The sequence below is a fragment of the Streptomyces sp. CB01249 genome (genome assembly GCF_001905735.1).
Taxonomy (GTDB): Bacteria; Actinomycetota; Actinomycetes; order Streptomycetales; family Streptomycetaceae; genus Streptomyces.
Map to the genome: position 1 here is coordinate 174,170 of NZ_LISW01000002.1, position 12,144 is coordinate 186,313.

General features: G+C 70.8%; 11 protein-coding genes. 4 read left to right on the plus strand and 7 right to left on the minus strand.

The window, feature by feature from the left end; genetic code table 11:
* The first annotated feature begins 35 nt into the window (after positions 1 to 35).
* Complete coding sequence (locus AMK18_RS09090; RefSeq protein ID WP_079199254.1) at positions 36 to 662, plus strand: HAD family hydrolase; 627 nt, start codon at positions 36 to 38, stop codon at positions 660 to 662.
* Here the strand turns inward: AMK18_RS09090 and AMK18_RS09095 are convergent.
* Positions 659 to 1,399, minus strand: coding sequence for a glycosyltransferase (locus AMK18_RS09095; protein ID WP_073862431.1), 741 nt, complete (start codon positions 1,397 to 1,399; stop codon positions 659 to 661). The two genes, AMK18_RS09090 and AMK18_RS09095, sit on opposite strands and share 4 nt — an antisense overlap.
* 617 nt (positions 1,400 to 2,016) lie before the next feature.
* Positions 2,017 to 2,241: a hypothetical protein gene (locus tag AMK18_RS09100; RefSeq protein WP_018101529.1), complete on the minus strand. Its 225-nt coding sequence runs from the start codon at positions 2,239 to 2,241 to the stop codon at positions 2,017 to 2,019.
* 224 nt (positions 2,242 to 2,465) lie between these two features.
* On the opposite strand from AMK18_RS09100, the gene AMK18_RS35490 reads away from it, so the two are divergent.
* Positions 2,466 to 2,849 carry a cold-shock protein gene (locus AMK18_RS35490; protein WP_018101528.1) on the plus strand — a complete coding sequence of 128 codons (384 nt, stop codon included), beginning with the start codon at positions 2,466 to 2,468 and terminating at the stop codon, positions 2,847 to 2,849.
* Between the two features lie 79 nt (positions 2,850 to 2,928).
* On the opposite strand, the gene AMK18_RS09110 is transcribed toward AMK18_RS35490, so the two are convergent.
* Entirely contained in the window at positions 2,929 to 3,219 is a 291-nt protein-coding gene (locus tag AMK18_RS09110) for a LuxR C-terminal-related transcriptional regulator (RefSeq protein WP_073862432.1), read from the minus strand.
* 626 nt (positions 3,220 to 3,845) lie between these two features.
* On the opposite strand from AMK18_RS09110, the gene AMK18_RS09115 reads away from it, so the two are divergent.
* Both AMK18_RS09115 and AMK18_RS09120 read left to right on the plus strand, forming a co-directional pair.
* Complete coding sequence (locus AMK18_RS09115) at positions 3,846 to 7,823, plus strand: golvesin C-terminal-like domain-containing protein (protein WP_143202258.1); 3,978 nt, start codon at positions 3,846 to 3,848, stop codon at positions 7,821 to 7,823.
* A gap of 85 nt (positions 7,824 to 7,908) precedes the next feature.
* Positions 7,909 to 8,463 carry a hypothetical protein gene (locus tag AMK18_RS09120; protein WP_107422333.1) on the plus strand — a complete coding sequence of 185 codons (555 nt, stop codon included), beginning with the start codon at positions 7,909 to 7,911 and terminating at the stop codon, positions 8,461 to 8,463.
* Here AMK18_RS09120 and AMK18_RS09125 read toward each other — a convergent pair.
* Genes AMK18_RS09125 through AMK18_RS09140 form a run of 4 tightly spaced genes read right to left on the minus strand, consistent with a single transcriptional unit; the run spans position 8,376 to position 11,863 of the window.
* Positions 8,376 to 9,239, minus strand: coding sequence for a 1,4-dihydroxy-6-naphthoate synthase (locus AMK18_RS09125; protein ID WP_073862434.1), 864 nt, complete (start codon positions 9,237 to 9,239; stop codon positions 8,376 to 8,378). The genes AMK18_RS09120 and AMK18_RS09125 overlap by 88 nt on opposite strands.
* A complete protein-coding gene (locus AMK18_RS09130) occupies positions 9,214 to 9,918 on the minus strand; it encodes a futalosine hydrolase (RefSeq protein WP_073862435.1) in 705 nt (234 codons plus the stop codon). The genes AMK18_RS09125 and AMK18_RS09130 overlap by 26 nt, the downstream gene beginning before the upstream one ends.
* A gap of 1 nt (position 9,919) precedes the next feature.
* On the minus strand, positions 9,920 to 10,402 hold the full coding sequence (locus AMK18_RS09135) for a DUF2771 domain-containing protein (RefSeq protein WP_073862436.1): 483 nt from the start codon (positions 10,400 to 10,402) through the stop codon (positions 9,920 to 9,922).
* Positions 10,403 to 10,429: 27 nt separating this feature from the next.
* Entirely contained in the window at positions 10,430 to 11,863 is a 1,434-nt protein-coding gene (locus AMK18_RS09140) for an MFS transporter (protein WP_073862437.1), read from the minus strand.
* Positions 11,864 to 12,144 lie beyond the last annotated feature (281 nt).

The window sequence follows — 12,144 nt, forward strand, 5'->3', positions numbered from 1 at the left end:
CCCCGGCCGAAGGCCGGCCCGGCACAATGGGGCGTATGACCCCCTCACCCCTCACGGTCGGCTTCGACCTGGACATGACGCTCATCGACTCCCGCCCCGGCATCAAGGCCGTCTACGAGGCCCTCGTCGCCGAGACGGGCACCCCGATCGACACCGATCTCGTGGTGAGCCGCCTCGGCCCCCCGCTGGAGGACGAGCTCGCGAACTGGTTCCCCGCCGCCGACGTCCCCGCCGTGGCCAACCGGTACCGGGCGATGTACCCCACGTACGCCATCGAGCCGACCCTCGCCCTGCCCGGCGCCCGGGAGGCGATCGAGGCGATACGGGAGCGCGGCGGCCGCACGATGGTCGTCACCGCCAAGTACGAGCCGAGCGCCAAGCTGCACCTGGCCCACCTCGGCATCGAGCCGGACGTCATCGCGGGCGACCTCTGGGCGGAGCAGAAGGCCATCGCGCTGAAGGAGCACGGCGCCACGGTCTACGTCGGCGACCACATCGGCGACGTCCGCGGCGCCCAAGCCGCGAACGCCGTCCCGGTGGGCGTCACGACGGGCCCCTGCGACGCGGAGGAACTGCGTACGGCCGGAGCGCACACCGTCCTTGCCTCGCTCACCGAACTCCCCGCCTGGCTGGACGCGTACGCGCAGCGCACCGCGCGCTAACGCGCCCCGAACAGCTCCCGGAACGCCCTGGCCCGCTCCCCGATGATCCGCATGCGCGCGTCCCACTCGGGCCCCTGCGCGTGGGCCGGGTCGGTGGTGATCTGGCCGTCGTGCTTCCGGTAGAGGAGTCCCACCTCGGCGATGAACCAGCCCGGGCTGAAGGCGTCGAGCCCGAGCAGCAGCCCGGTGTCGCCCGAGGCCGGCAGCGCGGTCCAGCCGCCGAGGGCGACGATGAGCTGCCGGCGTACGCAGAGGGTGGCCGGGTGGACCTGCGCCCGGTGGTGCAGCTCCCAGTGGGCGAGAACGTCGCCCGGCTCGACCGGCCCCTCCGCCGGGTCCGGGAAGCCGACGCGGCTGCCGTCCGGCATCAGGTCCAGCACGGCCGAGGTGACCCACCCGACCTGGGGCCGCTCGGTCAGCACCCGGATGTCCCGGGCGAGGGCCCCCTCGGTGAGCAGGTCATCGGCGTCCAGCGTCTTGACGAGTTCCCCGTACGACCGTCCGAGCGCCACGGTCTGCGACACGTGCGGCCCGCCGCGCCGCGAGGCGGCGACCTTGATCCGGGGATCGTCCGGCAACAACTCCGCCGCCCCGACCCCCTCCCCGTCCTCCTGTATCAGCCACTCCCACTCCCACCCCTCGGGCAGCACCTGGCCCGCGAGCGAGTCGTACGTCTCCCGCAGATACGCGAGCCCGGCCCGGTGCACGGGGGTGATGAGGGACAGGAGCTTGGTCATGAGCGGCCTTCCGGGCAGAGGAACAACATGCCCGGGGCAGCGAAGCACAGCCCCGACACTCCGTCAAAAGCCTTTCAGAGGGCCCGAATCGACGGTTCGAGCGATGCGCGATGCGGTCAGTACCGGCCGGAAAGCTCCTCCAAAGCGTCCAGGGACGGTGCTTCCACGGGACCTCCCCGGGCGATGACACCGGCTTCCGGCGGCGCGGGGCGCCGGACCGCGTCCCGCAGTGCCGCAAGCGGGGTGAGCCCGCCGCGACGGGCTTCCCTGAGGACCGTGACCCAGGCCGTGTGCGGTCGAGCGTCACGAAGGTGCCCCAGGCATCGTCGTAGGCGGGACCTTCCGCCCGTACGTCCCTGAATCCGGTCGTGGTCGGTGCCGCGCACCGATTCTCCTCACCCGGTTCGGGCGGACCGCCCAGCAGCGCCGAGATGCCGTCGAGCGCGGCGGCGAGCCGGGGTGCGTTCAGCGCGTACACCTCGGGCTGTTCCCTGCCGCGGGTGTCCATCGTCAGCCAGGCATCGGAGTACGTCTCCAGCGTGGCGACCAGCAGGGTGCCGCCCCACACCTCCACCTCCCGACCGGAGTCGAGGTGATCACGCGGGCGCGCCTCTCTGCTACCGCTCCCGCGACCCCGCCCGTGCCGAGCGGATCACGCCTGCCGCGGCGATCAGGAAGCCGACGCCCATGAGCATGCAGAGGGACCAGGCGATGGACGGCAGCGGATCGGTGCCGAGGAAGAGCGGGGCCATGGTGGCGAGGGTGGAGAGGGCGCCGATGAGGAAGACGATCGCGCCGATCCGGACCAGCCGGTCGCCCGCGCCGGAAGATGAGGTACTCACCCCGCCAGGGTAGTTCCCGGACGCCGCGAAACCGTCGCCGGGTGAAGGGCGGAACCGTGTCCGGGTGACGCAGGTGCCGTTTCCGGACACAGTCCGGATGACCAGGCTTGACGAGGGGTACTTCCCCTGTGGAGGCTTCAGCCAGCAGGGGAGCACGACCACAGGACGGCCTGACCTGCTGAGGGCATTCGTTCCGGCATACGGGTTGAGATGGGGTGCGTGCTTTGCCGACTGGCAAGGTCAAGTGGTTCAACAGCGAGAAGGGCTTCGGCTTCCTCTCCCGCGACGACGGCAGCGACGTCTTCGTGCACTCGTCCGTGCTCCCGGCCGGGGTCGACGCTCTCAAGCCCGGTCAGCGCGTCGAATTCGGCGTGGTCGCCGGCCAGCGCGGTGACCAGGCGCTCTCCGTGTCGATCCTCGACCCGACCCCGTCCGTCGCGGCCGCCCAGCGCCGCAAGCCGGACGAGCTGGCCTCGATCGTCCAGGACCTGACGACCGTCCTGGAGAACATCACGCCGATGCTGGAGCGCGGCCGCTACCCCGACAAGGCGGCGGGTGCCAAGATCGCCGGCCTCCTGAGAGCGGTCGCGGACCAGCTCGACGTGTAGCAGCGACACATCGCGGTGTGGGCGTCCCCGGCCGGGGGCGCCCACATTTGTTGTACGCCCCCGGCCCGGTGGCCCTCAGCTAGGCGGCATCCTGGCCGGCCACCCCCTGCTCCCACGGTGCTCCGGGCCGACGCCCCTCATCGCGCCCGCAGGTCCGGTCGAGCCAGCCGAGTTCCTGCGCCCGTGCGCCGAGCGCCAGCCTGCTGTTCACGCCGACCTTGAGCATCAGCCCTCTCACATCACGCTGCACGGTGCGGTGGCTCAGGCCCAGGGCGCGCGCCGCCCGGGCGTCCTCATATCCGGAATACAGGAGTTGCAGGAGCCTTAGCTCTCTTTCGTTGACTCCGTTACCTATGTCCGACTTACTCATTTCCCCCCCCGGGGATCGCTAAGTCTGTAGCGCGCACCAAGTTAGCGCACTCGGGGGAGGCGGGGCAGCCCCCATGAATCACCCCAAGGTCCCCCAATGCGCATCGGGGATGACGTATTTACGCCACGCTCCGCGAGGTTGCGGACAGGCAGGTGCGGGGAGTTATCGGTGTCCGGTGGCGGCAGTGCCGACTCGTAAGGGGGGTCATTGAATGTTCTCGTCCAGCATGTGGAATTTAGCCCGTCGCGGCCGGCCGTCCCGAGGTAGTGACAGAGGTGTGACGTCCCTGGTCGGCGCGCAGGTCTGTGGAATGGGCCCGGTCGCCCACCAGGCAAATGTGGCCGGGCGGGCAAATGTATGCCGGCTTGCATCGGAGTGGGAATTTGTGCTCGGAATTCAAAGGTAATTGACTTTCGATCGGCAGATAGTCGGAAAAGGGTGATGCGTCCCTGGAGGGCGCCTCATGTCAATAATCTTCGCTCCCCCCGCCGGGTGGGGAATTTCCCGAGCTCGCTCATACGTCAAAGGTCATATCGAGAGCACGCTTCTTTGCCAGATGTATACATAAACTTGGAGAATTCTTGATAATACGGAAGAGAACGCGCATCCCCTGTGCGATGGTCACCATGGCCGTCGTCGCGGCGGGGTTGATCCAGGGCGGACAGGCGTGGGCCGGTCCGTCCCACGACGGCACCACGGTGGCGGAGGACGCCGGCCCGCAGGGGCCGCGCCAGGACCAGTCGTCCAAGGTGCTGGCCCCCGAGAAGGACCTGCCGAAGGCATGGAAGAAGTCCGCGGACCGCGCCGTCACGGTCGCCGGTGACGGATCGGGCCTCCACGTGCTCGCCGCCGACAGCAAGCAGGCGTACCAGTGGCGCACCGTGGCCACGCTCTCGGAGCCCGGGTTCGGCACGGCCCTGTGGATCGGGAACTCCTGTGTCACCGGGTCCGGCAAGCGTGCCGTCGTGGTGTACGCCCCCCGGGAGTTCACCAACAAGCCGGAACTGATGGAGCGGGGCGCCTTCGCGGCGGTCGTCGACCTGACGAACGGCAAGGTCACCAAGCTCTCCGACAACGTCACCCTGGGGTACTTCAACCCCGGCTGCGGTACCGGTGAGACCGCCGTACTGACGCAGCTCGGCGACGACGACCAGAACCGCACCCGGCTGCTGACCGTCGACACGGCCACCGGAACCGTCACCCGGAAGCAGGCCGAGAACGTCCAGATCACCTCGGCGGTCCCGGTCGGCGACTCCATCGTCGGTGCCGCCGCGGGCCGGCTGATCCGGTTCGACCGCGAGGACCGCACCACCGAGCTCGCCGCCACCTCCGGACCCGCCTTCGAGCTGCGGGCCGACGCCGAGGGCGGCGTCAACTTCCTCGACCGCAAGGGCAAGACGGTGCGGGCGCGCCGCTCGCTGGACGGCCGCACCACCACCCTCGCGCAGGGCGCTACGGGCTCGCTCGGCCTGGAGGCCGGCACCGCCGGACGGGTCTTCCTCACCGGCACGCCCACGTCCACGAGCGACCTGCCCGCTCCGGTACGGCACCTGAAGGTGCCGGCCGACGCGAAGGTCTCCTCCACGGGGGCGCTCGCCGTGGACCAGGCGGTCGCGGCCAGCCTGCGCAGCCATGTGTCCAGCCCCCTGGCGGCGACCGGGTGGAACGCGCCGTCGCCCCTCCAGATCAAGACCGAGGTCCCGGCGACCTCGAAGAAGATCTCCTTCACGGTGCCCGCCGCCGCGGCCACCGACCCGGAGGCGGCGCACGCCGCAGAGGGCAAAAAGGCGTCCCCGGCCCTGACGGCCACGGCCAAGGGCGCGACCGCCAAGAACACCGCGACCGCCAAGAGCACCGCCTTGGCGGCGACCGTGGTCGGCGACCCCAACACCACCATCGACAACGACCGGGCCTGTTCGCAGCCCCGCAACGACCCCAAGCAGCAGGCGTACCAGCCGACGCCCAACCAGGTCGAGTGGGCCGTCGACATGGCCATACGCGGAGAACTCACCAGCGGGTACGTCCGGCAGGGCGGCTGGCGCACGGCCAACGGGCTCGGCACGGTCAACCCGCAGGGCATGTTCCCGCTGCCCACCCTGAACGGGACGAACGGCGGACGCATCCCCGCCCAGGTCCTGCTCGGTGTGGTGGCCCAGGAATCGAACATGTGGCAGGCCGAGGGCGGTGCGCTGCCCGGGCAGACCAGCTCCACCCTCGCGAGCACCAACGGCTTCTACGGCCACCCGAACAGCCCGACCAACCCGTCGGACCACTGGCTGATCGACTGGACCAAGGCCGACTGCGGCTACGGCATCGGCCAGCAGACCGATGGCATGAAGATCGGAGGCATCGGTGAGTTCACGGCCGCCGAGCAGAAGGCCATTGCCCTCGACTACACGTCCAACATCGCGGTAGCGGCGAGGACGCTCTCGGACAAGTGGAACGAGATCCACACCGACAACGCCTCGACCACCCTCAAGCTGAACACGGACGACCCCGCCGCGCCGGAGAACTGGTTCGCCGCGCTGTGGAACTACAACTCGGGGTTCAACTTCTACGTCCCGGGCGGCGGCCCGACCGAGCCGTGGGGGCTCGGCTTCCTCAACAACCCGTCGAACCCGCTCTACCCGCCGGACCGGCACGCCTTCCTGGACAACAACACCTACGCCGACGCCGCACACCCGCAGAACTGGTCGTACGAGGAGAAGGTGCTCGGCTGGGGCGCCTGGCCGATGGACACCGGGCGCGCCTACGGCTCCGACGGCGTCGTGGACGACAGCAACACCGCCGGCTACTCGCCCGCCTGGTGGAGCACCGACCACGACCGCTCCACCGTGAAGCCGGAGCTCGACACCTTCTGCGACCCGCAGGTGAACGCCTGCGACCCGGCCAACCCGCCGCGCTGCGAGGTCGACCACCTCGGCGAGACCTGCGACCCGCCGCACTGGTACCACGCGACCCAGACCACCTGGAAGGTCAACTGCCCCTCCAGTTGCGGCCACGAGTACCTGACGTACAAGACCCTCAGGTCGGAGCTGCCCAACGGCAACAACGGGTCCGGGCACATGTGCAACAACTCGGTGCCCGCCGGCGCCCTGGTCGTGGACAACGTGCCCAACGACGTCCCCACGATGACGGACGGCTGCTCCAAGGCGGCCTGGTCCAACAAGGGGACCTTCAAGTTCAGCCCGTTCCAGGCGGACAGCGACAACCACTACGAGGCCAAGGGGGACCTCCACCAGATCGGCGGAGGCTTCGGTGACCACTTCTGGTACGCCCATACCCGCAACTCCGGTACCGGCGCCACCAACGCATACGAGTACGACCTCGCCCGCACCCCGGATGTCAGCGGGGTCATGGCGATCACCGGCACCTGGAAGCTGAGCCAGCCGATCGACGGCTGGACCCGCGTCATGGTCCATCTGCCCGACACGGGTTCCCAGACCCAGGACGCGGTCTACACCATCGACCCGGGCGCGGGCCCCTCGCAGAACCGCATCCTCAACGTGCACGTGGAGAACAACACCTGGGTCAGCCTCGGCGTCTTCAACTTCTCCTCCGCGTCGGGCACCCAGAGCGTCTCGCTGAGCAACTACACGCCCGACGGCACGGCGGACGAGGACGTCACCTGGGACGCCGTCGCCTTCCAGCCGCTTCCGGCCAAGCCCAAGGACATCGTCGTGCAGCTCGGCGACTCCTACTCCTCCGGTACCGGCGCGGGCGCGTACGACTACGGGACGGTCACGGGCCCGTACGCCTCCCTCAGCAGCCAGACCTCGCCCGGCCACAACTGGAACGCCTGCATGCGCAGCCGCAACTCCTGGGCGCGCAAGGCCGCCCTGCCCAGTTCGTCCACCACGATCGGGGGCCGCGCGGACGCCCTCGACAAGACCCTGGACTTCCACTCCGTGGCGTGCAGCGGGGCCTATACGTACGATGTGGATCCCTTCTACGCCTCACCGGGGGTCGGGGATCCGGGCTCGCTGGGGCGTTATGGGGAGGTGACCCAGCTGGACTCGGGCTTCCTCAACGACGACACCACGCTGGTGGCTCTCACCCTGGGCGGGAACGACGCCAACTTCGGTGGCACCGTGGGGGACTGCGGCAACATCCTGGCGGGCTGCCCGGACGATGCCACCGTCCAGCAGAGCCTCACCTATGCCACGGGTCTGCTGCCGACCGTCCTCCAGCACATCCATGACAAGGCACCCAACGCCAAGATCATTCTTCTCGGGTATCCGAAGCTGTTCAATCCGAACAGCCTCACCTGCACCAGTGTGATGACGACGGGTGCCCAGGTACTGATCAACGGCTGGGCGGACGACATGCGGGACAAGCAGCAGAGCGCCGCCAACACCGCCAAGGCGAACGGGGTTCCCGTGACCTTCCAGTCTCCCGACGACGCGTTCGACGGGTACCGGATGTGTGACAACCCCTCGGGCATCAACGACCTGGTCGCAGGTCCCGCCGACGGGGTACTGGGCGACTTCTCCTGCCCGGGTGCGCTGATCTGCCCCAGCATGGAGAGTTACCACCCCACCAACACCGGCACCTCCCGCTACGCCCTGGCCTTCCAGCAGGCTCTGGCCGCGGCGAAGTACTGACCCCGAGGGCTCCCGCCCTCCCGACCGGCATCGGGTGGTGGTCCCGCACACGCGGGGCCACCACCCGATGCGCCGAAGGACCGCCATGAGCGCCGGCCACTCCCCGCCGCGTCAGTCCGCGACCTACCGTGCCATCGCCGGGTGCGGCGGGACCCTCGCGGCCGTCGTCGTCATCGGCTTCGTGTGGGTGATGGCGACGCTGCCCGAGTCGCCATCGCCCCGCGTGACGGACGAGACGCAGGCGGGCAACCGCCTGTCGGCAGGCGCTGTGGAGTACGGCGACCGTCTCTTCGCGGCCGCGCGCGGCGGCCCGCTCACCGAGGCCGGGCTTGCCGATGTGCCCCGGCCGGGTGGCGTGGGCATCGAGGTCGCCGGGTTCTCCCGGCAGGGCGGGACCACGGTCGTGACCTACTCCGCGCACGCGCGCTACGGCGACCCCGACGACCGGAGGGAAGTGACGGCCTGTTACCGGGTCGAGTTGATCAAGGGGCTCGGCTACCCCAGGTCGAAGAAACTGGCCGACCGTGACTGCTCCGGACTCGGGCCCGGCTCTCAGCCGAACGACAGCGCGTCCGGGGCCAGCGGCGGGACCAGGCCCTCCGCCGCCGCGCGGGTCAGCAGGCCGCGGATCGCCGCGTAGCCGTCCTCGCCCAGGTCCGCGGTGAACTCGTTCACGTACAGGCCGATGTGCTGGTCCGCGACGGACGGGTCCATCTCCTGGGCGTGGGCCGTGACGTACGGGCGGGACGCCTCGGGGTCGTCCCAGGCCATGCGGACCGACGTGCGTACGGACTCGGCGAGGAGCTTCAGGGTGTCCGCGCCCAGCGAGCGCTTGGCGATGATCGCGCCGAGCGGGATCGGCAGGCCGGTGGTGTCCTCCCAGTGGCGGCCCATGTCGGCCAGGTTGTGCAGGCCGTAGTTCTGGTACGTGAAGCGCGCCTCGTGGATGACCAGTCCGGCGTCCACCTTGCCGTCCCGCACGGCGGGCATGATCTCGTCGAAGGGCATGACGACGATCTCGCCCACCCCGCCCGGCACCACCTCGGCCGCCCAGAGCCGGAACAGCAGGTACGCCGTCGAGCGCTCGCTCGGTACGGCGACCGTCTTCCCGGTCAGGTCGGTGCCCGCCTCGCGGGTGAGGACGAGCGGGCCGCAGCCCCGGCCCAGCGCGCCGCCGCACGGCAGCAGCGCGTACTCCTCCAGGACCCAGGGCAGCACCGCGTACGACACCTTGAGCACGTCCAGCTCGCCGCGCTCGGCCATGCCGTTGGTGAGGTCGATGTCCGCGAAGGTGACGTCCAGCGCCGGTGCGCCGGGGACCCGGCCGTGCGCCCAGGCGTCGAAGACGAACGTGTCGTTCGGGCAGGGCGAGAACGCGATGCGCAGCGTGTCAGTCCGCGGTGTCGTCTCGGTCATGGCGGGTCCAGCCTTCCAGTACGGGTATGAGCTTCCCGAACGCCTCGGTCAGCGCGGTCAGCGCGTCGCCGATGCGCCAGGCGTCGCGGTCGCGCGGGCCGACGACGTTCGACACGGCCCTGATCTCCAGGACCGGTACGCCGGCCAGGTCCGCCGCCTCCGCGACCCCGAAGCCCTCCATGGACTCGGCGACCGCGTGCGGGTGGGCGGCCAGCAGCGCGGCGGTGCGGTCCGCCGTGCCGGTGACGGTGGAGACGGTGAGGATGTCCCCGGCCGTCGCCCCGGTCGCCTCGGCGGCGGCGCGTACGAGGGAGCGGGGCGGGAGGTGCGCGGCGCGGCCGAAGCCGAGCTCGGTCACGGGCACGAAGCCCTCCGGCGTGTCCGCGCCCAGGTCCGCCGCGACGACGCGGCGGGACACGGCCAGCGAGCCGAGCGGGGCGACCGGCGCGAAGCCGCCGCCGATGCCCGCCGAGACCGCCAGGTCGTAGCGGTCCGCCGCCAGCGCGAACGCCGTCGACGCCGCCGAGGCGGCCGGGCCCGCGCCGCCCGCGAGCACGTCCAGCGGGCCGGCGCGGTGGATCTCCGCGCCGCGAATCCAGTGGACCGCCGGCTCGTCCCCGTACGCACGCGTGACCGCGTCCCGTTCCACCGGGACCGCGGTCACGACGAGTACACGCACGTCAGTCGGACTTCTCCAGCTTGAAGTGCCAGATGCCGATGACCTTCGCACCCTTGGTCTCCACGATGCTGACCTGGGAGTTCTTCGGCGCGGCCCCCTCGGTCTGGGTGGAGAAGAAGGCGCTGCCGTTGATGGACCGGTAGGTCTTCTTGGAGGGCTCCGGCTCGCCGCGCTGGCCGTCGAGGAAGAGGGTCCAGCCGTTGTCCGCGATGTCCGGGTCGACACCGAAGTGCACCGTGTCGGTCATCGAGACCTTGATGCTCTTCTCGGCCTTCTTGTTGAGGCACTTCTGCGCCTCGGAGTTCTCGAGGGCCTTGCCGTCGTTGTAGCAGGCGGCCTCGGAACTCACCGAGTTGTCGCCGACCGTCACGGTGGCGAGCGGCGTCGGCTTGTCGCAGGCGGAGAGGACGAGGAGTCCCGCGGACACGGCACCAAGAGCGACGCCGATTCGACGGCCCTTACCGGAGAAGAACGCAACGGTCATGGGCCGAAGGCTATCGGTCGCTCCCGCTCACGCCACGCGGGGGTGCGGCGAGCCGCGCCGCGCGGCGCCCAGCAGCCCCCGTACGGAGGCGGCAGCGCCGAGCGCGAGCAGCCCGGCGGCGACGGACATGCCCAGTACGCCGTTGAGGGGGAGGGCGATGCCGATCGCGCCGCCCACCACCCAGGCCATCTGGAGCAGCGTCTCGGAGCGGGCGAACGCGGAGGTCCGCACCTCCTCCGGCACGTCGCGCTGGATCATCGCGTCCAGCGACAGCTTCGACAGCGCCTGGGTGAGCCCCGCCGTCGCGGCGAGCGCGGCGACCATGACCGTGGAGAAGAAGACGGCCGCCAGGACCGCCACGCCCAGGGCCAGGGCCAGCACCGAGGCGACGATGATCTCCGGGCCGCGCGCCCGCAGCCAGGAGCCGACCGCCGTGCCCAGCGCGTTGCCCACGCCCGCCGCCACGCCGACGATGCCCAGCGAGATCGCGGCGCTCTGCCCGGCGAGCGGGTGCTCGCGCAGCAGGAACGCCAGGAAGAAGATCAGGAACCCGGAGAGCGCGCGGTGGGCCGCGTTGGCCTGGAGGCCGTGCAGCACGGACGGGCCGACCGACCGCAGTCCCGGCCGCCGCTCGCGCCCCTTGGCCCCGGTCTTGGCTCCGTTCTTGGTCCCGGCCTTGTTTCCGGGCTTCGTGGCGGACGGCCGCGGCTCGCTCCCGCCGTGCGGCGGTACGAGCTGCGCCCGGCGCTCGCCCTTCGCCGAGTCCACCTTGGGCGGCAGCGTGAACGCCAGGATCCCGCCGCCGACGAAGATCGCGCACGCGCCGTACAGCGGCCACTGCGGGCCGATCGTCTGGAGCCCCGCCCCGATGGGCGCGGCGGCCCCGGTGGCCAGCAGCCCGGCGAGGGTCACCCGTGAGTTGGCCTTCACCAGCGAGAACTTCGGTGGCAGCAGACGCGGTACGACGGCGCTGCGCACCACTCCGTACGCCTTCGAGCAGACCAGTACGCCGAGTGCCGCCGGGTACAGCTCCAGGTCGCCGGTGGCGACCGCGCCCGACATGGTCAGCGCCAGCACCGCCCGCGCCAGCATGGATCCGGCCATCGCGGCCCGGCGGCCGTGCGGCAGGCGGTCCAGGAGCGGGCCGATGACCGGGGCCAGCAGGATGAACGGCGCCATCGTCACCGCGAGGTACAGCGCGACGCGGCCGCGTGCCTGGTCGGTCGGTACGGAGAAGAACACGGTGGACGCGAGCGCGACGGTGATCATCACATCGCCCGCGCCGTTCACCGCGTGCAGCTCGATCAGCTTGCCGAGGCCGCTCTCGCCGGCGCCGTGCGCGTGGGTCGCCTTGCGGATGGAGCGGGCGGTGCCGGTGAAGGGGACGCGCAGGGCATGACCGATCGACCGGCCCGCACTGCGGAGCGGGCCGGGACCGTCGTGCGACCTGGCTGAAGCCACTTGGTCATAGTGCCCCAGGACCGGGCAACGCGAACCGGCATCCTGGCGGGGCGCGGTGGGGACCGCCCCGTCGGGTCAGTGACGGGGCGGGTCGCGGTGGATGTCGGTTCGGCGCGAAACGGTTGTCCGCGGGGCTCGTCTCCGGGGCCGCGCGGGGTGCGGAAACTGCGGCGTTTCGGACGGCAGGTGGGCGGGGAGCGGCGGAGAGGGTAGCGTGCGTAGCGCGCCACCGGCGGTTGTTCTCGGCCGCGCGCCTCTCTTCGATCCCGCAGAATGGATTA